This is a genomic window from Micromonospora sp. NPDC051924, from assembly GCF_055586005.1.
In genome coordinates, this window is the sequence record NZ_JBVJJA010000023.1 from 83,964 (window position 1) to 106,352 (window position 22,389).

18 protein-coding genes are annotated in these 22,389 nt (G+C 74.5%); 12 read left to right on the forward strand and 6 right to left on the reverse strand.

The window, feature by feature from the left end:
- Positions 1–3: 3 nt before the first annotated feature.
- Positions 4–1,974: a hypothetical protein gene (locus ACZ6S5_RS19525; protein ID WP_466002269.1), complete on the reverse strand. Its 1,971-nt coding sequence runs from the start codon at positions 1,972–1,974 to the stop codon at positions 4–6.
- Positions 1,975–2,140: 166 nt separating this feature from the next.
- Here ACZ6S5_RS19525 and ACZ6S5_RS19530 point away from each other — a divergent pair, with 166 nt between their 5' ends.
- From ACZ6S5_RS19530 to ACZ6S5_RS19545, 4 genes are all read left to right on the forward strand, one after another.
- On the forward strand, positions 2,141–2,773 hold the full coding sequence (locus ACZ6S5_RS19530) for an alpha-ketoglutarate-dependent dioxygenase AlkB (protein ID WP_466002270.1): 633 nt from the start codon (positions 2,141–2,143) through the stop codon (positions 2,771–2,773).
- 168 nt (positions 2,774–2,941) lie between these two features.
- A complete protein-coding gene (locus ACZ6S5_RS19535) occupies positions 2,942–4,399 on the forward strand; it encodes a hypothetical protein (protein WP_466002272.1) in 1,458 nt (485 codons plus the stop codon).
- A gap of 2 nt (positions 4,400–4,401) precedes the next feature.
- On the forward strand, positions 4,402–5,625 hold the full coding sequence (locus ACZ6S5_RS19540) for a glycosyltransferase family 2 protein (RefSeq protein WP_466002274.1): 1,224 nt from the start codon (positions 4,402–4,404) through the stop codon (positions 5,623–5,625).
- A 115-nt stretch (positions 5,626–5,740) separates the two neighbouring features.
- Entirely contained in the window at positions 5,741–7,087 is a 1,347-nt protein-coding gene (locus ACZ6S5_RS19545; RefSeq protein ID WP_466002276.1) for a uracil-xanthine permease family protein, read from the forward strand.
- A 91-nt stretch (positions 7,088–7,178) separates the two neighbouring features.
- Here ACZ6S5_RS19545 and ACZ6S5_RS19550 read toward each other — a convergent pair whose 3' ends face one another.
- Both ACZ6S5_RS19550 and ACZ6S5_RS19555 read right to left on the reverse strand, forming a co-directional pair.
- On the reverse strand, positions 7,179–9,668 hold the full coding sequence (locus ACZ6S5_RS19550; protein WP_466002278.1) for a DNA gyrase/topoisomerase IV subunit A: 2,490 nt from the start codon (positions 9,666–9,668) through the stop codon (positions 7,179–7,181).
- A 31-nt stretch (positions 9,669–9,699) separates the two neighbouring features.
- Positions 9,700–11,757: a DNA gyrase/topoisomerase IV subunit B gene (locus tag ACZ6S5_RS19555; RefSeq protein ID WP_466002280.1), complete on the reverse strand. Its 2,058-nt coding sequence runs from the start codon at positions 11,755–11,757 to the stop codon at positions 9,700–9,702.
- A 192-nt stretch (positions 11,758–11,949) separates the two neighbouring features.
- Here ACZ6S5_RS19555 and ACZ6S5_RS19560 point away from each other — a divergent pair, with 192 nt between their 5' ends.
- Entirely contained in the window at positions 11,950–12,606 is a 657-nt protein-coding gene (locus ACZ6S5_RS19560; RefSeq protein WP_466002282.1) for a class I SAM-dependent methyltransferase, read from the forward strand.
- 89 nt (positions 12,607–12,695) lie between these two features.
- On the opposite strand, the gene ACZ6S5_RS19565 is transcribed toward ACZ6S5_RS19560, so the two are convergent.
- Positions 12,696–13,136, reverse strand: coding sequence for an RrF2 family transcriptional regulator (locus ACZ6S5_RS19565; RefSeq protein WP_466002284.1), 441 nt, complete (start codon positions 13,134–13,136; stop codon positions 12,696–12,698).
- 162 nt (positions 13,137–13,298) lie between these two features.
- On the opposite strand from ACZ6S5_RS19565, the gene ACZ6S5_RS19570 reads away from it, so the two are divergent.
- Positions 13,299–14,507, forward strand: coding sequence for a globin domain-containing protein (locus tag ACZ6S5_RS19570; RefSeq protein WP_466002286.1), 1,209 nt, complete (start codon positions 13,299–13,301; stop codon positions 14,505–14,507).
- A gap of 223 nt (positions 14,508–14,730) precedes the next feature.
- Here the strand turns inward: ACZ6S5_RS19570 and ACZ6S5_RS19575 are convergent, their stop codons facing one another.
- Positions 14,731–15,531 carry a YwiC-like family protein gene (locus tag ACZ6S5_RS19575; RefSeq protein WP_466002288.1) on the reverse strand — a complete coding sequence of 267 codons (801 nt, stop codon included), beginning with the start codon at positions 15,529–15,531 and terminating at the stop codon, positions 14,731–14,733.
- Positions 15,528–15,857, reverse strand: coding sequence for a cupin domain-containing protein (locus ACZ6S5_RS19580; RefSeq protein WP_466002289.1), 330 nt, complete (start codon positions 15,855–15,857; stop codon positions 15,528–15,530). The genes ACZ6S5_RS19575 and ACZ6S5_RS19580 overlap by 4 nt, the downstream gene beginning before the upstream one ends.
- A gap of 196 nt (positions 15,858–16,053) precedes the next feature.
- Between ACZ6S5_RS19580 and ACZ6S5_RS19585 the strand changes: the two genes are divergently transcribed.
- From ACZ6S5_RS19585 to ACZ6S5_RS19610, 6 genes are all read left to right on the forward strand, one after another.
- Complete coding sequence (locus ACZ6S5_RS19585) at positions 16,054–17,706, forward strand: carbamoyltransferase family protein (protein WP_466002291.1); 1,653 nt, start codon at positions 16,054–16,056, stop codon at positions 17,704–17,706.
- A gap of 5 nt (positions 17,707–17,711) precedes the next feature.
- Positions 17,712–18,740: a glycosyltransferase family 2 protein gene (locus ACZ6S5_RS19590; RefSeq protein ID WP_466002338.1), complete on the forward strand. Its 1,029-nt coding sequence runs from the start codon at positions 17,712–17,714 to the stop codon at positions 18,738–18,740.
- 115 nt (positions 18,741–18,855) lie between these two features.
- A complete protein-coding gene (locus ACZ6S5_RS19595) occupies positions 18,856–20,073 on the forward strand; it encodes a glycosyltransferase (RefSeq protein WP_466002293.1) in 1,218 nt (405 codons plus the stop codon).
- A gap of 83 nt (positions 20,074–20,156) precedes the next feature.
- On the forward strand, positions 20,157–21,014 hold the full coding sequence (locus ACZ6S5_RS19600; protein ID WP_466002295.1) for an alpha/beta hydrolase family protein: 858 nt from the start codon (positions 20,157–20,159) through the stop codon (positions 21,012–21,014).
- 79 nt (positions 21,015–21,093) lie between these two features.
- The gene (locus tag ACZ6S5_RS19605; RefSeq protein ID WP_466002297.1) at positions 21,094–21,765 is read left to right on the forward strand and encodes a hypothetical protein; all 672 of its coding nucleotides are present in this window, start codon (positions 21,094–21,096) and stop codon (positions 21,763–21,765) included.
- 139 nt (positions 21,766–21,904) lie between these two features.
- On the forward strand, positions 21,905–22,291 hold the full coding sequence (locus tag ACZ6S5_RS19610) for a hypothetical protein (protein ID WP_466002299.1): 387 nt from the start codon (positions 21,905–21,907) through the stop codon (positions 22,289–22,291).
- Positions 22,292–22,389: the final 98 nt, after the last annotated feature.

The following is a 22,389-nucleotide window of genomic DNA, read 5'->3' on the forward strand; positions in this document are numbered from 1 at the left end:
GGGTCAACGGAGGCGGTCCAGGCGGACCCGGGTACGCAGGTCGGGGCGGTCGGTGAGCAGCTGGCGCACCGCCGCCTCGGCGTCGTCGTCGACGGCGAGGAAGTGGACGCGGCCGGGCACCGCCGCCACCACCGCCGCCGAGCGGGCCGGCTCGGCCAGCGGGAGGTTGTAGTACGCGGGCCCGGACGTCCCGGCGGTGCCCTGGAGGGTGGCGACGAAGAGGCTGCACAGGTAGCCCTCGCGCCGCTTCCCGCTGGCCACCACGGTCACCGTGCCGGGCTCGACCGGCGCCTGGACGAGCGCTCGGACGGTCAGATCGGCCGGGCGGGGACGGGCCAGCGTCCCCGACCACCAGGCCGAGGCCCAGGTGGTGCTGCGGTTGCCGAACGGCTGGGCGAAGATGCCGGTCCCCCGGGGCAGGCCGGCCACCCCGGCCGCGGCGACCACCACGGCCGCCGCCACCAGCAGCCGGGCGAGCGGCCCCGGCCGCCGGCCGGCCGCGGTCCACGGCGGAGGCAGCAGCAGGGCCAGCGCGCCGATCCCCACGAGCAGCAGCATCAGCAGCAGGTGCAGGGTCTTGCCGTAGTAGTAGCGTGGTGCGGTGCCGAGGACGTGGAACCAGATCCGGACCCCGAGCACGAAGACCAGGGCGGTGCCGAGCGCGCCGGCGTACCGCCGCCACACGGGAAGGCGCAGGCCGCCAGCGAGCAGGCCGGCGCCGACCAGCGCGGTGAGCGCCAGGAACGCGTCGTAGCGCGGCTCCACCGCACCGCCGGTGGCGACGTTGTCGAGCTGGTCGGTGTTGAGCAGGCCGCCGATGCTGGTCAGCGGGGTCAGCGGCACGGCGACCAGGGCCACCCCGGCGAGCAGCAGCGGGCGGCGCAGCATCGCCCGGCGCTGCCGGACCAGCCAGGCCAGCACCAGCAGCCCCACCACCGGCAGGAACATCAGGTACGCGAAGCCGACGCCGACGCAGAGCGCGCCGACCAGCAGGAGCTGGGTGCCGGTGCCGGCGACCGGCCGGCAGAGCAGCGCCACCAGCAGCGCGGACAGCGCCAGGCCGAGGGTCTCGCCCGGGTAGCCGTACACCACGAATCGGGCCAGCTCCGAGCCGAGGCAGAGCGCGGTCACCACGCCGGCGACGGCCCAGGTCCGCGCCGGGTCGAGCTGCCGCCCGGCGATCCGGGTCGCGGCCCAGACCAGGGCGAGCACCAGCAGGGCGTAGGCCGACAGCGCCCAGCCGAGGTAGTGGTCGAGCGCGTCGACCGGGTCGGCCGGCCCGGTGGACGAGCGCAGGAAGGTGTCCAGCAGCGCGGCGGTGAGGTGGAACCCCTGCGGGTACCAGGTCATCGCCTCCGGCGCGATCCGCGCCGCGGCCTGCGGGTCGGTGAAGAGGTACCCGCCGACCGCACGGATCCCCTCCACGGCGGCCAGGTGCCGGCTGTTGTCCTCGCCGATCATCGCGTACGCCAGCCGCCCGGCCAGGTCACCCGCGCGCAGGTACGGCCAGCCGAGCGCGACCGCCGCGGCCACCCCCGCCAGCACCGGAGGCAGGTCGACCGGGGCGGGCCGGGGCCAGCGGGGGCGCCGGCCGGTGGCCAGGCCGACACCGAGCAGGACGGTGCCCGCGGTGCCGGCCACCGGCACCGGGTGCAGTCCCCACGGCCAGGCGGAGAAGAGCAGACCGGCGGCGGCGACCACGCCGAGCAGCAGGGCCGTGGCCAGCACCAGCCGGTCGAGCAGGGTACGGCCGCCGCGCAGCAGCCCGGCGGTCAGCGCCAGCACCAGCGGCGGCAGCACGGCGGCCACGCCCAGCGCGTACGCCAGGAGAGGCAGCAGCCAGGCGGCGGCGAGCCCGAGCGCGACGACGGCGACCCGGCGGGCCGGTCGGCGCGGCGACGGCGGCGCGGGCGGCCGGTCCGGGTTCGCCGCCGGGCGGGGTGCCGCCGGCACGCGGGTCGGGCTGCTCTGCACGGGTCGTCTCTCCTCGGTGCCACCCGCCCGGGGCCGGACGGCGGGGCCCCACGCTAGGCGGGCCGTGGCGACGGACGGCGACGACGACGTGTGCGGCAGGTGGCCGTCGGGCAACGAGATGCCGCCACTCGTACACCTGTGCCAACCCGGCGGGTAGGGTGAGGGGATGACCGGCACCGCCTACCAGCCGTCGATGCTCGACCTCACCGCGTCCCCGTCGCTGGGCCCGCTGGCGGGCCGGCTGCGCCGGCACCCGCTGAGCCGGGGCGCCTGGGTCGACCACCTCCCGGGCTGGGTCGCCGGTTCCGACCAGGTCTTCGAGACCCTGCTGCGGGAGGTCCCCTGGCGGGCCGAGCGCCGCACCATGTACGAGGCCGAGGTGGATGTGCCCCGGCTGCTCTGCTGGTACGGCGCCGGCCGAGAGCTGCCGCACCCGGTCCTCGACGCGGCGCGGACCGCGCTGACCGGGCACTACGCGCCGGAGCTGGGCGAGCCCTTCGTCACCGCGGGCATGTGCCTCTACCGCTCGGGCCGGGACAGCGTCGCCTGGCACGGGGACACGCTGGGCCGCTCGGCGCACTCCGACACCATGGTCGCCATCGTCTCCTTCGGATCCCCCCGCGCCCTGCTGCTACGCCCCCGGGGCGGCGGCGAGAGCCTGCGCTTCCCGCTCGGGCACGGCGACCTGATCGTGATGGGCGGCTCGTGCCAGCGCACCTGGGAGCATGCCGTGCCCAAAACCGCCCGCCCGGTCGGGCCCCGGGTCAGCGTCCAGTTCCGGCCGGTCGGCGTCGCCTGACCGTCGGCCGGCGGTGCCCGGCCGGCCGATCCACCCTCAGCCGGTAACACAGAGTTAACGCGCGGGGCGATTCGCGACACCAACCAGAGCGCGCACCGTGTTAGCTTGACCACGCCCAGTCAGTCTGCGCGTAATCGGGGGATCACCGTGCCTGATGGAGGGTCGGCCGTGCCCGCGGCCGGCGGCCGGCCCACCCTCGCCGCCCGCGCCCGCCGCCACCTCGGCCTGCTCGTGCTGCTGACGGTGGGGGTCGGGCTGCGGGTGACGATGATGGCCGCCTATCCGCCCGCGCTCTGGTTCGCGGGCGACTCGGGCGCGTACGTCCGCAACTCGCAACTGTGGCCGGAGCTGACGGCGCGCTGGACGTACCCGTGGCTGATCAAGACGTTCGAGTGGACCGGCAGTTTCGCCACCCTGGTGGCCGTGCAGCACCTCGCCGGACTCGGCCTCGGGGTGGCCACCTACCTGCTGCTGCGCCGCCGCCTCGCCGCCTCCGGATGGGTGGCGACGCTGGCCGCCGCCCCGATCCTGCTGGACGCCCGGCAGCTCACCCTGGAGCAGTACCTGCTCACCGAGACGCTCTTCACCACCGCGCTGGCCGTCGCGGCGCTGGTCCTGGCCTGGAAGGAGCGGCCCGGGCCGGTCGCCGGGTTCGGCGCGGGCGTGGCGATCGCGGTGGCCATGTCGACCCGGCCGACGGGGATCGTCGGGCTCGCCGTGCTGCTGCTCCTCCTGCTGGTCCCGTGGCGCGGCTGGCGGGCGCCGGTGGCGTACCTGCTCGGCGTCCTCGCCTTCTTCGGCGTCGTGTTCCTGAACGTCGGCACGGTCAAGGACACGCTCGGCACCGAGGGCGGCAGGTTCCTCTACGGACGGACCGCGCACTTCGCCGACTGCGACCGGCTGGACCTCGCCCCCGAGTTGCGCCGGCTCTGCCCCACCCAGCCGCTGGACCAGCGGCCGGAACGGCCGGACTGGTTCATCTGGAACAAGGACAGCCCGATCCGCAACGCGGAACGCCCGGAGGACCTCGACGCGTTCGCCACCGCGGTGATTCGGCAGCAGCCCGGCGACTACGTGGCCGAGGTGGCCGCCGACACCGCCCGCTACTTCTGGCCGCACCGGCTCGGGCCGATGGAGTCGTGCCTGGCCAACTGGTGGGTGCCGCAGCCCGCCCCGACCAACTGGACGGCGGACCCCAACTGTGTGCCCCGGCTGGCGGACCCGCATTACGACTGGCGGCCCGCGCCGGCCGAGGTGACGCCGGCGAACGCGGCCAGCCGCTTCCTGCACGGCTACGGCCGGTACGGCACCACCCCGCCCCCGCTCGTCGCGGCGATGACCCTGCTCGCCCTGTTCGGCGCGCTCTGGCCGCGGCGTGGACGACCGCGGCTGAGCGTGCTCGCCCTCGGCTACGCCGCCATCGGCGTCGGGATCATGGCCTTCTCCGTCGCCACGTCGATGTTCGACTACCGCTACGGCCTGCCGGCGCTGGCCTTCCTGCCGATCGCTGCGGCGACCGGCTGGCAGCGGCTCCGGTCCACCTCCGCACCGACCGCACCGCCCGCGCCCGACCTCGACGACGAGCCGGAGCAGCCCGCAGCCACTCTCACCGGAAGCAACGGGTGACGATGACGAACGAACCGGAGATCGAGGTCACGGTGCTCCTGCCCTGTCTCGACGAGGCGGAGACGCTCGAGGTCTGCGTTCGCAAGGCGCTGCGCTCGCTGGCGGAGTGCGGGGTGGTCGGGGAGGTGCTGGTCTCCGACAACGGGTCCACCGACGGGTCGCAGGAGATCGCCGCGCGGGCCGGGGCCCGGGTGGTGCACGCCCCGATCCGCGGCTACGGCGGCGCGCTGCTGCACGGCATCGAGCAGGCCCGCGGCCGGTACGTCGTCATGGCCGACGCCGACGACTCGTACGCGCTCTCGGAGCTGGGCCCGTTCGTCGAGTCGCTGCGGGCCGGGCACGACGTGGTCATGGGCAACCGCTTCCATGGCGGGATCGCCACCGGCGCGATGCCCCCGCTGCACCGATACCTGGGCAACCCGGTGCTGAGCTGGCTGGGCCGCCGGCTGTTCGGCCTGGGCAGGGTCGGCGACTTCCACTGCGGCATGCGCGGCTTCAACGCCGAGCGGATCCGCGCGCTCGGTCTCTGCATGCCCGGCATGGAGTTCGCCTCCGAGCTGGTGGTCCGCGCCGCGCTGGCCGGCTACGACATCGTCGAGGTGCCGACCACCCTCTCCCCGGACGGCCGGTCCCGCCCGCCGCACCTGCGTACCTGGCGGGACGGCTGGCGGCACCTGCGGTTCCTGCTGGTGTTCGCGCCGCGCAAGACGCTGGTCCGGCCGGGCCTCGTGATCGCGCTGCTCGGCCTGGTCGGGGTGGGCGCGCTCACCCCGGGCCCGCTCGACCTCGGCGCGGTCGAACTGGACGTCAACAGCCTCGTGTACGCCTGCCTGATGGTGCTGGTCGGGGCGCAGCTCGCGATCTTCGGCGGACTGGCCGAGATCTACGGCCGGCAGGAACGGCTGGTCCCGCGGCGCAGCACCGACCGGTGGATCCGGTTCCTGCGGCTGGAGACCAGCGTGACGATCGGCCTGCTGCTGCTCGCCGCCGGCACGGTGGGCACGGTGGGGGCGGTCTGGCACTGGGGGCTGGTCGGCTTCGACCACCTCGACCCGCACACCACGCTGCGGGTGGTGCTCCCGTCGGCGACGGCGGTGGGGCTGGGCGTGGTGGTGCTCTTCTCCGGCCTGGTCGGCAGCCTGCTCACGCTGCGCCCGGTCCAGCCCGTGCCCGCCCTGGTCCGGCAGGCCGGCCCCGAGCGGGAGCAGGTGCTGACCCGGCCCTGACCGACCCGGCCGGTGGTACGCCCCGGGGCTGTCCCGCAGGTCACGCGGGGGCCGTGCTACAAACGACTCTCAGGGTGATCACGCCCCCGTCACCTGACGACGCGAAGGGCGCAGCATGACCCAGTCCCCCACCGAACCACGATCCCGCTGGTCCCCCTGGAGCCTGCACGGCGACGGCCGGTCGGTACGCCCCGGCGACGTGGTGCACCCGGACGAGCGGCTCTCCTGGCCGCGTACGGTCGGCGTCGGCGTGCAGCACGTGGTGGCGATGTTCGGCGCCACCTTCACCGTGCCGCTGATCACCGGCTTCCCGCCGGCCACCACGCTCTTCTTCTCCGGGTTGGGCACGCTGCTCTTCCTGCTGATCACCGGCAACCGGCTGCCCTCGTACCTGGGCTCGTCGTTCGCCTTCATCGCCCCGGTGCTGGCCGCGAAGACCGGCGGCGGCATCGGCGCGGCGCTCGGCGGCATCGTGGTGGCCGGCGCGGCGCTGGCCCTGGTCGGCGTGGTGGTGCAGGTGGCCGGGTCGCGCTGGATCGACGCGTTGATGCCGCCGGTGGTGACCGGCGCGATCGTCGCGCTGATCGGGCTCAACCTCGCCCCGGTCGCCTGGGACGGCGGCGGCAGCGGCACCGGGGTGAAAGCGCAGCCGCTGATCGCGGTGGTCACCCTGGCCGCGATCCTGGTCGCCACGGTGGTCTTCCGGGGCTTCCTGGCCCGGCTGTCCATCCTGCTCGGCGTGGTGATCGGCTGGGTGCTCGCCGCAGTGCTCGGCCAGCTCGACCCGAAGGCGGTCACCGGGCTGAAGGAGGCCGCCTGGGTGGGCCTGCCGCAGTTCCATGCCCCCGGCTTCAGCCTGCGCGCGGTGGTGCTGGTCATCCCGGTGATCCTGGTGCTGATCGCGGAGAACGCCGGGCACGTCAAGGCGGTGGCCGCGATGACCGGCCGCAACCTCGACAAGGACATGGGCCGGGCGTTCCTCGGCGACGGCCTGGCCACCGTGCTCGCCGGCTCGGGCGGCGGCTCGGGCACCACCACGTACGCCGAGAACATCGGCGTGATGGCGGCGACCCGGGTCTACTCGACCGCCGCGTACTGGGTGGCCGGGGTGGCGGCGGTGCTGCTCGGCCTCTGCCCGAAGTTCGGCGCGCTGATCCTGACCGTGCCGGCCGGGGTGCTGGGCGGCGCGACCACCGCGCTGTACGGCCTGATCGCCGTCCTCGGCGCCCGGATCTGGATCGAGGGCCGGGTGGACTTCCACGACCCGGTCAACCTGATGACCGCCGCGGTCGCGGTGATCATCGGCGCGGCGAACTACACCCTCACCGCCGGCGACCTGTCGTTCAACGGCATCGCCCTGGGCACCGCCGCCGCCCTGGTCGTCTACCACGGCATGCGCCTGATCGCCCGCCTCCGTGGCACCACGGCGGAATCCCGCCGAGGCCCCGAACCCGAACTCTGACCCGGGCGGGCCGGCAACGAGATGCGGCATGTCGCGCCTTTCCCCTGCCGGGAGGGCGCGACATGCCGCAATCGAGGACCGCTGGTGGTCGTCAGTCGCGTTCGATCTGGTGGCCGACGACCGTCGGGCCGAGCATGACGGCGAAGCCGGAGCCGTCGCGGCGCGGGTCCGCCGGGGGCAGCTCCACCGGATCGCCGTTGGCGGTCGCGCCGACCGGGCGAGGGCCGACCCAGGCCACCGCCAGGTCCACCTCGCCCTTGAGGAACCGCTGGGCGCGCACCCCGCCGGTCGCCCGCCCCTTCGCCGGGTAGGCCTTGAACGGCGTCACCTTGACCGTGGCGCCGGTCGAGGTGACCACCATCGGCTGCCCGTGCGACGGGTCGTCGGTGCGGACCGCGCCGAAGAAGACCACCTTCGCCTCCCCCGGCAGGTTGATGCCGGCCATGCCGCCGCCCTTGATGCCCTGCGGCCGGACCACGGACGCCGCGAAGCGCAGCAACGACGCCTCGGAGGAGACGAACGCCAGGGCCTCGCTCCCGTCGGTGAGCCAGGTCGCCCCGACCACCTCGTCGCCGTCGCGCAGCGAGATCACCTCGAACTCGTCCGAGCGGACCGGCCACTCGGGCGCGCAGACCTTCACCACGCCCTGCCGGGTGCCCAGCGCCAGGCCGGGTGAGCCCTCGGCGGGCGCGCCGAGCGGGGCCAGCCCGACCACGGCCTCCCCGGGCTCCAGCGGCACCAGCTCGGCGGCGGACATCCCGCCGCGCAGCGACACCGTGCCGGACTGCTCGGGCAGCACGGGCAGCGGCAGTACGTCGATCTTGAAGGCGCGTCCGGCGCTGGTGACCAGGAGCACCCGGCCCCGGGCGGTGGAGTGCACGACCGCGCGTACCGCGTCGTGCTTGACCCGGCCGCTGCGCCGCCGCGCCTCGGCGGCCTCCTCCGACTCGGCCGCGGTCCGGGCGACCAGCCCGGTGGCGGAGAGGATCACCTGGCACGGGTCGTCGGCCACCTCCAGGGGCCCGGCCGGTACGGAGGCCGCGAGGACCTCCTTGAGGTCGCCGTCGACCAGGGTGGTGCGGCGCGGTGCGTCGAACTGCTTGACCACGGCGGCCAGCTCGTCGGAAACCAGCTTCCGCAGCACCTTCTCGTCGTCGAGGATCTTCGACAGCTCGGCGATCTCGCCGCGCAGCTTCTCCTGCTCGGCCTCCAGCTCCAGCCGGTCGTACTTGGTCAGCCGGCGCAGCGGGGTGTCCAGGATGTAGGTGGCCTGGATCTCGGAGAGCTTGAACTTCTGGATCAGGCCGTCCTTGGCGGCCTGGGCGTCCTCGCTGGCCCGGATCAGCTTGACCACCTTGTCGATGTCGAGCAGGGCGATCAGCAGACCGTCGACCAGGTGCAGGCGTTCCTCGCGCTTGCGCTTGCGGTACGCGCTGCGCCGGGTCACCACCTCGTACCGGTGGGCGAGGAAGACCTCCAGCAGCTCCTTGAGCCCCAGGGTCTGCGGCTGCCCGTCCACCAGGACCAGGTTGTTCACGCCGAAGGACTGCTCCAGCGGGGTGAGCCGGTAGAGGTCGGCCAGCAGCGCCTGCGGGTTGACCCCGACCTTGCACTCGATGACCAGCCGGGTGCCGTTCTCCCGGTCGGTGAGGTCCTTCACGTCGGCGATGCCGGCCAGCCGCTTGGTCTTGTTGACCTCGTTGGTGATGGCCGCGATGACCTTCTCCGCGCCCACGCCGTACGGCAGTTCGGTGACCGTGATGGCCTGCCGGCCCCGGCTGCCCTCCAGCGGGCCGGTCTCCACCCGGGCGCGCATCCGCACCACGCCCCGCCCGGTCTCGTACGCCCGGCGCACCTCGTCGAGGCCGAGCAGCAGGCCGCCGGTGGGCAGGTCGGGGCCGGGGACGAACTCCATCAGCTTGTCCAACGTGGCGTCCGGGTGGTTGATCAGCCAGCGGGCCGCCTGGACGACCTCGCCCAGGTTGTGCGGGATCATGTTGGTGGCCATGCCGACCGCGATCCCGGACGCGCCGTTGACCAGCAGGTTGGGGAAGGCCGCCGGCAGCACGGTGGGCTGGGTGAGCGAGCCGTCGTAGTTGGGCTCGACGTCGACGGTGTCCTCGCCCAGCTCGCCGACGAGCAGCATCGCCTCCCGGGACATCCGGGCCTCGGTGTAGCGGGCGGCGGCCGGGCCGTCGTCCGGGGAGCCGAAGTTGCCGTGCCCGTCGATCAGCGGCGCGTTCAGCGAGAAGTCCTGGGCGAGCCGGACCATCGCGTCGTAGATCGCGGCGTCGCCGTGCGGGTGGTACTTACCCATCACGTCGCCGACGATCCGGGCGGACTTCACGTGGCCCCGGTCGGGGCGGTGGCCCTGCTCGTACATCGACCAGAGGATGCGCCGGTGCACCGGCTTCAGGCCGTCCCGCGCGTCCGGCAGGGCGCGGGAGTGGATGACCGAGAAGGCGTACTCCAGGTAGGAGTCGGAAACCTCGGTGACCAGCGGGTTGTCGAAGACCCGCGCGCCGGCCTGGTCGAACGCGGACAGGTCGGCGCGGGCGCGGTCGTCCCTACGGCGTGCCATGGTTCAGCTTCCTTCCGAACGGACCCGGTGGTCAGGCATCGATGGCTTCGCGGTCGACCCGGTCGGCCGACTCGATGAGCCAGTTGCGGCGGGGTTCGACCTTCTCCCCCATGAGCAGCTCGAGGATCCGCTCGGCGGCCTCGACGTCGTCGAGGGTGATCCGGCGGACCGCCCGGGTGGCCGGGTTCATCGTGGTCTCCCACAGTTCGTCGGCGTCCATCTCGCCGAGACCCTTGAACCGCGGGATCGGGGTCACGATCTGCTTGCCGGCCTTCTCCAGCTTGCGGACCGTCGCCTCCATCTCGGCCTGGGTGTAGGTGTAGATCGTCTGCGGGTTGCGCCCCCTGGTGGTGATCTTGTGCAGGGGCGGCATCGCCGCGTAGAGCCGGCCGGCCTCGATCAGCGGCCGCATGTAGCGGGCGAAGAGCGTGATCAGCAGGGTACGGATGTGCGCGCCGTCGACGTCCGCGTCAGCCATGATGAGCACCCGGCCGTAGCGCATGGCGGAGAGGTCGAAGGTACGCCCCGAACCCGCCCCGAGCACCTGCACGATCGCCGCGCACTCGGCGTTGTCCAGCACCTGCTGGAGGTTCGCCTTCTGCACGTTGAGGATCTTGCCGCGGATCGGCAGCAGGGCCTGGTATTCCGAGGAGCGGGCCATCCGGCTGGTGCCGAGCGCGCTGTCGCCCTCGACGATGAACAGCTCGCTGCGGTCCACGCCGGTGGCCCGGCAGTCGACCAGCTTGGCCGGCATCGATGCGCCTTCCAGGGCGGTCTTGCGCCGGGCGGCGTCCTTCTGCTGCTTCTGGGTGAGCCGGACCCGGGCCGCGTCGACGATCTTCTGCAGCACCGTCCGGGCCTCGGCCTTGGTCCTGCGGTCCTCCAGCCAGGCCTTGAGGTGCTGCTCGACCAGCCCCTGGAGCACCTTGGTGATGCCGGCGGTCGAGAGCTCGTCCTTGGTCTGCGAGGTGAACTGCGGCTCCGGGATCCGCACGTGCACCACCGCGGTCATGCCCTCCAGGACGTCGTCCAGGGTGGGCGCGTCCTCCTTGGGCTTGAGCAGGCCACGGGTGTTGCGGGCGGCCTCGGCCAGGGTCCGCACCAGGGCCCGCTCGAAGCCCTTGCGGTGGGTGCCGCCGTGCGCGTTGCGGATCGTGTTGGTGAAGCACTCGACGGTGCGCTCGTAGCCGGTGCCCCAGCGGAACGCCACCTCGACCTCGGCCCGGCGTTGCACGTTGGACTGCATCACGCCGTTGGCGTCGGCGGCGTTCTCCCGGTAGGTCCCCTCGCCGGTGACCAGCAGGGTCCCGGAGACGGGCCGGTCGCCGGCCGGGGCCAGGTATTCCACCATGTCGGTGAGGCCGTTGGGGAAGTGGAAGCTCTCCTTGGCGGCCTGGTCGCCGGTCTCGTCGCGCAGCGTGTAGGCCACACCGGGGACGAGGAAGGCGGTGTTGCGCAGCTTGAGCCGGACCGCCTCGATGTCGAGCTTTGCCCCGGTCTCGAAGTAGCGCGGGTCGTGCCACCAGCGGATCGAGGTGCCGGTGCGCTGGCCGCGCTTCATCGCGCCGACGATCTGCAGGCCGGGGCCGGGGGTGAACGGCGCGTCCGGGCCGGCCCCGTCGAAGACCCCCGGTACGCCGTGCCGGAAGGACATCGAGTGGATCTTGCCGCCACGGCGGACGGTGACGTCGAACCGCCGGGACAGCGCGTTGACCGCCGAGGCGCCCACGCCGTGCAGGCCGCCGGAGGTCTTGTAGCCCGAGCCACCGAACTTGCCGCCGGCGTGCAGCCGGGTCAGCACCAGCTCGACCCCGGAGATGCCGGACTTGGCGTGCACGTCGGTGGGGATGCCCCGGCCGTCGTCGTCGACCTGCACCGAGCCGTCGGCGTGCAGGATCACCTCGACCTTGGTGGCGTGACCCCCGACACCCTCGTCGGTGGAGTTGTCGAGGATCTCGTTGACGAGGTGACCCACGCCACGGCTGTCGGTCGAGCCGATGTACATGCCGGGGCGCTTGCGGACGGCATCGAGGCCTTCCAGGTGCGTCAGGTCGTCGGCCCCGTACAGGGTCTCAGGCTGTGCGGTCAACTGGTCGTACTCCCAGGTCTCGGCGGTGTGGTGCCGCTCACCGTGTCGAACCCCAAGTCGATCGCCACGCGCGGCGCGCCGGAGCGAGCCTAGCCCGGCACCCCGACAGAGCTGTGGCACCCGGTGCGGTGCGTTGTCCGGTTACACTCCGGCGGCCGCCCGTCACGGGCGGGCCGGAGCGAGGAGGCGTCCGTGCACGACAACGATCCGACCCGCCGGTTGTCTTCCCGATCGCTCGCCGAGGGCGACCCGACCGGCCGGTTCGAGCGGCTCTACGCCGATGCCGAGCGGGGCGCCGCCGAAGTGCCCTGGGACCGGGACGCCCCGCACTCCCTGCTCGCCGAGTGGACCGGGCGGACCCGGCCGGACGGGTCGGGCCGGCGGGCGGTGGTGGTCGGCTGCGGCTTCGGCCGGGACGCCGAGCACCTGGCCGCCGTCGGTTTCGCCACGGTCGCCTTCGACATCTCCCCCACCGCGGTGCGGACCGCGCGCCGCCGCCACGCCGGCTCCCCGGTCCGGTACGAGACCGCCGACCTGCTCGACCCGCCCGCCGACTGGCTCGGCGCCTTCGACCTGGTGCTGGAGAGCATGAACGTGCAGGCGCTGCCGGTGCAGCTGCGGGAGCGGGCGGTCCCGGCGGTCGGCCGGCTGGTCGCACCGGGCGGGACGCTGCTGGCGATCGCGGCCGGCCGGCGCGACGGCGAGCAGGTGGACGGCCCGCCGTGGCCGCTGACCCGGGCCGAGCTCGACGCCTTCGCCGCCGGGCCGCTCACTCCCGTCCGGGTAGAGGAGGTCGTCGCGCCGGACGGCGGGCTCCGCTGGCGCGCCGAGTTCCGCCGGGCCGGCTGACCCACCCGAGGCACGGATGGGCATCCCACCGGGTTATCCGCGCCGGCCGCGTCGGGACGGGACGGCGAAGAGCGGGTCCGAGACGGACGTCAGGCGGAGGCCCCGGCCGAGACGCCGAGACTGAGCAGCAACGGGCGCGCGGCGCCGTCGACCAGGTCGCCGAGGCGTACGCCGTCGAGCACGGCGAGGAAGGCGGCCTGGGCCCGGCGCAGCTCGCCCCGGAGCCGGCAGGCCCCGAGCAGCGGGCAGGTGGGCTGCTCGCAGTTGACCACCTCGTCGGCGCCCTCGAAGGCGCGCACCACGTGCCCCACGGTCAGCTCGGCGGCGCGCTCGGCGAAGGCCACCCCGCCGGACCGGCCCCGGATGGTCACCAGCACCCCGAGCCGCTGCAACCGCTGCACCACCTTGGCCACGTGGCTGCGCGGCAGCGAGAGCTGGGTGGCGAGCTCGTCCACCGTCGTCCGGGTCTCGGACGCGGCGGTGAGCATGGCGATCCGAAGTGCCATGTCCGTCGAGCGGTTGAGCTTCACACCATCGACCCTAACCACCGGAACCACCTCGCGAAACAGACCGAGCGTCCGGTTACGCGATGTGATCCAGACGACCCTCGCCCCGGGACCTTCGACCCTAAAGAGGAATCCTAGATTCCTGTTCATTGGGGGTCGACCCGTTCAAAGCACCAAGGAGTAGTCGTGCTCTCGGAATCCTCAGCAGCCGTGGTGACGGCGACCCTGCCCGCCGTCCAGGCCCACGGTGAAGCGATCACCGGCCGGTTCTACCAGCGGATGTTCGACGCCCACCCGGAACTGCTGGACATCTTCAACCGGGGCAACCAGGCCACCGGGCAGCAGAAGGCCGCGCTCGCCGCCGCCGTGGTCGCGTACGCCGAGCACCTGACCGGCGCCACCACCGTCCCGTGGGGGCCGATCCTGGACCGGATCGCGCACAAGCACGCCTCGCTCGGCATCACCGCCACCCAGTACCCGATCGTCGGCCGGCACCTGCTCGCCGCGGTCGGCGAGGTGCTCGGCGACGCCGTCACGCCGGCCGTCGTGGCCGCCTGGGACGAGGTCTACTGGCTGCTGGCCTGCGAGCTGATCGCCCGGGAGGCGCGCCTCTTCACCGCCGCGGGAGTGCCGGAGAACGGCGCGGTGTGGCGGGAGTGGCGCGTGGTGGAGAAGGTCCGGGAGACCGCCGACGTGGCGTCGTTCACCCTGGTCCCGGCCGACGGCGACGCGGTGCCCGAATTCACCCCGGGCCAGTACGTCTCGGTCGCCGTCGACCTGGACGGCGGCCGGGGGCAGCAGATCCGGCAGTACAGCCTCTCCGGCCGCCCCGGCGCCGCCCACTGGCAGATCACCGTCAAGCGGGTACGCGGCGTCGACGGCGGCCCCGACGGCATGGTCTCCAGCTTCCTGCACGAGCGGGTGGCCGCCGGCGACACGCTCCGGCTCAGCCCGCCGTTCGGCGAGGTCAGCGCGATCGGCGACGGCGAGCCGCTGCTGCTGGTCAGCGCCGGCATCGGCCTCACCCCGGCGATGGCGGCGCTGGAGCACCTGGCCGCCACCGAGCCCGAGCGCCCGGTGGCGCTGGTGCACGCCGACCGGACCGGCGCGGCCCACGCCCGGCGCCACGAGCTGGTCGGGTTGCAGGAGCGGCTGCCCAACCTGTCCGTCCGCCTCTGGTACGAGGACGCCGCCGACGCCGAACTGGCCGGGCTGAAGGCCGAGGTCGCGGGCGGGCTGGTCGACCCCGCGCTGATCCCGCTCGCCCCGGAGGCGTACGTGCACCTGTGCGGGCCGGTGCCGTTCATGTCCCTGGTCCGGGGCGGCCTGCTGCGCCGGGGCGTGCCGGCCGAGCGGATCGCGTACGAGGTGTTCGGCCCGGGCATGCTGCGCTGAGCCCCACCGCGACGCGACCGGGCCGGTGTCGGGCAATTCCGACACCGGCCCGGTCATCCGGCAGTCCCGATACCGGCCCGCCAGCCTTGTCCGGCCCAAGCGGCCGTCCCGGCCGGGCATCCCTGCCGTCGAGCCCACGCCACGCGGGGTGCCGGGTGCCCGGGAAACCGCGACCTGCCGCAACGCGGTGTCGAATCATGCGCCGCAGGGGCGAGCGGCGAGGTCAGGCCCAGTGGGCGACCACCGCGGCGAACACCAGCAGCGCGCCGGCCAGCTCGGCCATCCCGACCTGGACCGGAGCCAGCCGCCGGCCGGGCAGCAACGCCGCGCGGAGCAGCAGCACCGCGAAGACCGCCGCCACCGCCGGCCCCCAGCCGGCAACCACCGCCACCGCCAGCGCCGCCAGGTGGTACGCGAGCGAGGCCCACCGGTATCCGGCGCTCCCCCGCTCCCGGATCATCGTCTTGACGTAGAGCACGGTGCCGACCAGGTACGCGCCCACCGCCGTCGCCACCCCGGCCAGGGCGGCCGGCGGAACCCCGGCGACGGCGGCCACCACGAACACCACGAGCACGCTCTGCGCCACCGAGGCGAGGTCGTTGAGCAGGGCCCGCTCCCGGCGACGCCGGGCGTGGACGGCGTTGACCGCGACCAGCACGGCGTAGAGCGGGGCGTAGCCGAGCACCGCGGGCCGGGCGAGCAGCACCGGAAGACCCAGCAGCGCGGTCGCCCCGCCGTAGACCAGCAGCTGCGGGCGGACCCGGGCGGGGCGGCCGGTCTTCACCGCCAGCAGGGTGTAGTAGGAGAAGAGGTAACCGGCGAGCCACGCACCGAGCAGCGGCAGGTGCGGCCAGCGCGGCCCGGCCACACCGATCGCCATGGCGTACGGGAGCAGCAGCATCGCCCAGGCCCCGTGCTGTGGCGGCAGCCAACGGTGCCGCCGGGCCCGGGTCGGGCGGGTGGCGCGCGGCGCGCGTCCGGCGGCGGCGCGGCCGGCGGGCCGCGTCGGGGTGACGGCGCTCATCCTCGGGCGACCGTGAGCAGCACCACCGAGTCCTCGTCGGCGTGCAGCGCGTGCCGGGCGTCCGGAATCACCAGCAGGTCCCCCGCCGAACCGGGCCAGGACCGGTCCTGGGCGACCAGCCGGACCCGACCGCGCAGCACCTGGAGCGTCGCGTCACCGGGACTGGCGTGCTCCGCCAGCGCGTGCCCGGCGACCAGGGCGACCAGCGTCTGCCGCAGCGAGGTCGTGGGGCCGCCGTGCACCGTCCGGGCACTGCGCCCGCTGTCGGTGGCCCGGGCCAGGGCGAGCTGCTCCTCGGCGAGCACGGAGAGCGACGACGGCGACACGGGGCACCTCCCGATCGGGGCGGACAGGCGGCCAGGAACAGGAGCCACCTCTACCTCTTTACCTAGCCTGGCCAGTTCCCGGGCCCACAACCAGGGACTTTGGTCCCAATTTCGAATCTCCACAGCCGACATCGGGCGGGGAGAAGAAGTCGATGATCTACAGGTTAGGCCGGATCGGCAAGGGTAGGGATCTCCCATGCGCGTCCTTGGAATCAACGCGATCTTCCACGATCCGGCGGCCGCCCTGGTGGTCGACGGGACGGTGGTGGCCGCCGCCGAAGAGGAGCGGTTCAGCCGCCGCAAGCACGGCAAGCGTCCGGTGCCCTTCTCCGCCTGGGAGCTGCCCGAGTTGTCGGCCGCGTGGTGCCTGGACAGCGCGGGGATCGACGTCGACAGTCTCGACGCGGTCGCGTACTCCTTCGACCCCGGGCTCTGCCGGGACGCCGCCGAGCTGGGGCTCAGCGACCCCTGGGACTGGCTGCGGGTCGACTACGCCCAGCGGGCCCCGCAGTTCCTCGCCGCCGCACTGCCCGGTCTCGACCCGGAGAAGGTCCGGTTCGTGCCGCACCACGTGGCGCACGCCGCCTCCGCCGGGCTGGCCGCCCCGCCGGCCGGCGACGACACCGCCGTGCTGGTCCTCGACGGTCGTGGCGAGGTGGCCAGCCACCTGGCCGGCGTCTACCGCGAGGGCCGCCTGTCGCCCCTGCACTCGCAGCAGCTGCCGCACTCGCTCGGCCTGCTCTACGAGGACCTGACCCGGCACCTCGGCTTCCTGCACTCCAGCGACGAGTACAAGGTGATGGCGCTGGCGTCGTACGGCACCCCGAAGCACCTCGGCATGCTCCGCGACCTGGTCCGGGTCACCGACGACGGCGGCTTCCGGGTCGAGCGGATCGACTGGGCCAGCATGGCCAAGGCGCGCACCGCCGACGGTGAGATGACCGACGAGCACGCCGACCTCGCCGCCAGCGTGCAGAGCCGGCTGGAGGAGGTCATCCTCGACCTCGCCCGCTGGCTCCACGACGCCTCCGGTGGCGCGTCCACCCTCGCCATGGCCGGCGGGGTGGCGCTGAACTGCGTGGCCAACGCCCGGATCGCGGCCGAGGGGCCGTACCGGGCCGTCTGGGTGCAGCCGGCGGCCGGCGACGCGGGCACGGCGCTGGGCGCGGCCCTGCACGTGGCCGGCGAACTGGGCGACCGGTCCACCGCGATGGCCGGGGCGGACCTGGGCCGCGGCTGGTCGGACGAGGAGCTCGAGGCCGAGCTGCGCCGGGCGGCGCTGCCGTACACCCGGCCGGCGTCGATCGCCGCCGAGGCGGCCCGGGTGCTCGCCGACAACGGCATCGTCGCCTGGTACCAGGGGCGCAGCGAGTACGGCCCGCGGGCGCTGGGCCACCGGTCGCTGCTCGCCCATCCCGGCGACCCGGACACCACCCGCCGGATGAACGACGTGAAGGGGCGGGAGCAGTTCCGGCCGATCGCCCCGATGGTCCGCGCGGAACGCTTCGCGGAGATCTTCGAGGGTGTCTACCCCAGCCCGTACATGCTCTTCGTGCACCGGGTGAAGCCGGAGTGGCGGGACCGCGTCCCGGCCGTCACCCACGTCGACGGCACCGCCCGGGTGCAGACCGTGCACCCGGAGACCGAACCGGTGGTGGCCGAGCTGCTGGCCGAGTTCGAGCGCCGTACCGGCCTGCCGGTGGTGGTGAACACCTCGCTGAACACCGCCGGGCGGCCGATGGTGGACACCCCGCGCGAGGCGATGGAGCTGTTCGGCTCCGCGCCGGTGGACCTGCTCGCCCTCGGCCCGTTCGCGGTGCACCGGCGGGCGCTGGGCGGTGCCCGTTGATCAGCGTGGTGGTGCCCACGCTCGGCCGGCCCAGCCTCGCCACGCTGCTGGACGCCCTCGCCGGCCAGCTCGACGAGCTACCCGAACCCGAACTGCTGCTGGTCGACGACCGGCGCCACGACACCTCCGAGGAGACCGGGGAACTGGCGGTGCCGGGGGTGCTCGCGGCGTACACCAAGGTGCTGACCGGGCGCGGCGCGGGCCCGGCGGCGGCCCGCAACCTGGGCTGGCGCACGGCCCGCGGCGAGTGGGTGGTCTTCCTCGACGACGACGTGGTGCCGGCGCCGGACTGGGCCCGACGGCTCCGCGACGACCTGGCCGCGGCCGACCGGGTCGGCGGCGTGCAGGGCGTGGTCGAGGTGCCGCTGCCGGCGCACCGCCGCCCCACCGACTGGGAGCGCGGCACCGCCGGCCTGGCCGACGGAAAGTGGATCACCGCCGACATGGCGTACCGCCGGGCCGCGCTGGCCGCCGTCGGCGGTTTCGACGAGCGGTTCCCCCGGGCCTACCGGGAGGACGCCGAGCTGGCCCACCGGGTCCGGCGGGCCGGCTGGGAGCTGGTCCGCGGCCGGCGGCGGCTGACCCATCCGGTACGCCCGGAGAGCCGCTGGATCAGCCTGCGCACCCAGCGCGGCAACGCCGACGACGCGCTGCTGCGCCGGCTGTACGGCCGGTCCTGGCGCACCGACCTCGACCTGCCCCCGGGCCGGCGGCCCCGGCACGTCGCGGTCGCCACGGCCGGCGCCCTCGCGCTGGCCGCCACCGTGCTACGCGCCGGCCCCGCCCGGTCCGAACCGGCCCGGCGGGCGCCCGGCGTCCTGGCCGGGCTGGCGGGACTGGCCTGGACGGCCGGCACCACCGAGTTCGCCCGGGTCCGCGTCGCGCCGGGCCCACGGACCCCGGACGAGGTCGCCACCATGCTGGTGACCAGCGCGCTCATCCCGCCGCTGGCCGTCACCCACTGGCTCCGCGGCTGGTGGCGCGCCCGCGCGGTGCCGGCCGGGTCGCTCGTCGGCCCAGAGGCGGAGAGTTGATGTTTACGCCGCCTGCCCCGGGCAACTGCTCCGGCATGACTCGCGCGAGGGGACAAGGAACGTTTCGGCTCGACCGGTTCCTCGCCGACCGGGACCGACTGATGGAGGGGGAAACATGCGCATCGCGATGATCTCGGAGCACGCCAGCCCGCTCGCCGTCCTCGGTGAGGAGGACGCCGGCGGCCAGAACACCCACGTGGCGGAAGTCGCGGCCGCGCTGGTCGGCGAGGGGCACGACGTCCGCGTCTACACCCGCCGCGACTCCACCACCCTGCCCGAGTCGGTGTCCACCGCGGACGGTTACCAGGTGTGCCACGTACCGGCCGGACCGGCCCGGCGGGTGCCCAAGGACGAGCTGCTGCCGTACATGGGGGAGTTCGGCAGCTGGCTGGCCGACGCCTGGCGGCGCGGCGACTGGACCCCGGAGGTGGCGCACGCGCACTTCTGGATGAGCGGGCTGGCCACCGTGCACGCCGGCCGGCGGACCGGGGTGCCGACGGTGCTGACGTACCACGCCCTCGGCACGGTGAAGCGGCGCCACCAGGGCGCCAGCGACACCAGCCCACCAGGGCGGATCGGCTACGAGCGGGCGCTCGGCCGGGCCGTCGACCGGGTGGTCGTGCAGTGCGAGGACGAGGTCCGCGAACTGGTGCGGATGGGCGTACCCCGGTCCCGGATGGCGCTGGTCCCCGCCGGCGTCAACCAGGCCGTCTTCCGCCCGGACGGCCCGGTCGCGCCGCGCGACCCGGCCCGGCCGCGGATTGTCACCGTGGGTCGGATGGTGGAACGCAAGGGCTTCCTCGACGTGGTGCGGGCGCTGCCCGCGGTGCCGGACGCCGAGTGCGTGGTGGTCGGCGGCCCGCCCGCCGAACTGCTCCCCGCCGACTCCTTCGCCCGGCGGCTGCGGGCCCTCGCCGAGTCGTGCGGCGTCGCCGACCGGGTGAAGCTGATCGGCGCGGTGCCCCGCGCGGAGATGGGACGCTGGTACCGGTCGGCGGACGTGCTGGTCGCCGCCCCCGGGTACGAGCCGTTCGGCCTCACCCCGCTGGAGGGGATGGCCTGCGGGGTGCCGGTGGTCGGCACCGACGTCGGCGGCATCGCCGACACCGTGGTGGACGGGCTCACCGGCGACCTGGTGCCGCCGCGCGACTCCCGCGCGCTGGGCACCGCCATCCGCCGGCTCCTCGCCGACAAGGTCCGCCGCTTCGCGTACGCCACGGCGGCGCTGGACCGGATCCGCAGCCGGTACTCCTGGAAGCGCTGCGCCGAGCAGCTCGGCGCCGTCTACGCCTCGCTGGCCACGGTCACCCGGCCCGCCCCGGCGGTGGCTTGATGACCCGGCACGACACCCTCCGACGCGCCCGCTGAGCCACCCCTTTGCTACCCGTCGGTAGCCTTCCGCCGTACGCTGAGCCGGTGAGCGCGGAGTACACCCAGGAGTTCGTCGACGTCGACGGGGCACGGATCGGCGTCCAGGTCTACCCGGAGCCGGCCGGGGCGCCCGGCGCGCCGGCGGTGCTCATCTGGCCGGCGATGGGCGTCCGGGCCCGCTACTACCGGCCGCTGGCCGCCGCGCTGCGCGACGCCGGCCTCGCCGTGATCGTCGCCGACCTGCGTGGCACCGGGGAGAGCACCCCGACGCCCGCCCGCACCTGCCGGTACGGCTACGCGGAACTGGCCGCCGACGTCGGCGCGGTGCTGGACGCGCTCAAGCCGCGGCTGGACGGGCGTACCCGGCTGCTGCTCGGGCACTCCCTGGGCGGGCAGGTCGCGGTGCTGCACCAGGCCCTGCACGACGCGGACCGGGTGGACGGGCTCGCCCTGGTGGCGGTCGGCGTCCCGTGGTGGCGCGGGTACCCGGGGCTGCGCGGCTGGGGCGTACTGCCGTACACCCAGGGGATCGCCGCGGTGGCCCGGCTGCTCGGCGTCTGGCCAGGCTGGGGGTTCGGCGGCCGGCAGGCGCGCGGGGTGATCCGGGACTGGGCGCACACCGCGCGGACCGGCCGGTTCCCGGTGCTGGACGGCGTCGACGCCGAGGCGGCGGTGGCCCGGGTACGCACCCCGGTGCTGGCGGTGAGCGTGGACGACGACCAGTACACCCCGCACGAGACGCTGGACCACCTCTGCGGCAAGTTCGCCGCCGCCCCGGTCACCCGGCACCGCTACACCGTCGCTGAGGCGGGCGCCCCGCTGGACCACTTCACCTGGGTACGCGCCGCCACCCCGCTGGCCGCCCGGGTGGCCGCGTTCGCCGCCGCCCTGCCGCACCGTTGAGCCCGCCCCGGAAATCGGGCGCGTAGCCGGCCGCAGGACGGGTATGCGGCACCGCCCGAACACGGCGGAGGGGGATCTGATGTCCGAACGGCACACGGCGTTGCGCTCCATGCACGATCTGGGCCTCGCGGCCTGGTTCGGCGGCTCACTGATGGGTGCGCTCGGCGTCAACGGGGCGGCGGCACAGCTCGAGGACTCCACGCAACGCCTGCCGGTGGCATCCGCCGGCTGGGCGCGGTGGACCCCGGTCAACGCGGCGGCGATCGGCGCCCACCTGGCCGGCGCGGTCGGCGAACTGGTCACCGAGAGTCCGCGGGTCGCCGCCCAGTCCGGGGTGGCGCGGATGAGCGCCGTGAAGACCGCGCTGACCGTGGGCGCGCTGGCGGTGACCGGCTACAGCCGGCTGCTCGGCATGAAGCTGGAGCGGGCGGGCGGCCCGTCCGTCGAGGGGGCCACCGAACCGAACTACCAGACGCCGGCGAACGTCGCCGCCAGTCAGCGGCAGATGAAGCTGCTGCAGTGGGCGATCCCGGCGATGACCGGCGCGCTGGTCGTGGTCTCGGCGTACATGGGCGAGCAGCAGAAGCCGGGCCAGGTGTTCCGGGGCCTGCTCAGCCGGGCGGGTGGGCTGATGGCCGCGCCGAAGACGCTCGGGAAGGTCGCCGCCGTGGCCACGCCCGGGCCGAAGACCGTCGGCACGGTCGCCGCGATGGGGGCGGCGAAGCGACGCCTGATGATGGCGGGCCGGTGACCCGTCGCGTGGCCGGCGACCCACATCGGGGTGGGTCGCCGGCCACGCGGCGTACCCGGGCGTCCGGCGCGGCCGGCATGACCGGGCGGACGGCGGGCAATCAGCGCGGGCATGGGTAACCCAGCCAGGTGAGGTGGCCATGAGCAGCAAGGACCGATCGGGTACGGGCGAGGGGCCGGAGTCGGTCGCCCCGTGGGGCACCACCGACGGCTTCGACGCGGACCCGCCGTGGGGCGCGGACGAGGACGCGCCGATGGACGAGGGCAGCGAGGACAACGCGGTCGCGGAGGGACACCGCGGGGAGCGCCGCGCGGCGGGCGCCGGTCCGGGCGGCCCGAAGGCCGGCCGGCACGGGTTCGGCCCGGTCGAGCCCACCCGCTACCCGGAGGCGGGACCGGGCGCGCCGCCGGACCCGGCGCCGTCCGGGCGTACCTTCCCGGACGACACCGCCGGTGGGGACCTGGCGGACAACGCGCTGGAGGAGGCCACTGGCATGCATCCCGAGGGGTTCCGCCGGCGCGGCTGACCGGCACGCGGACGGGTCTCGCCGGACGGGACAACGCACGGCGCGTCCGCGCCGACGACCGTGGTCCGTCGTGGACGCGTGTCCGGGAGGAGCCCGCT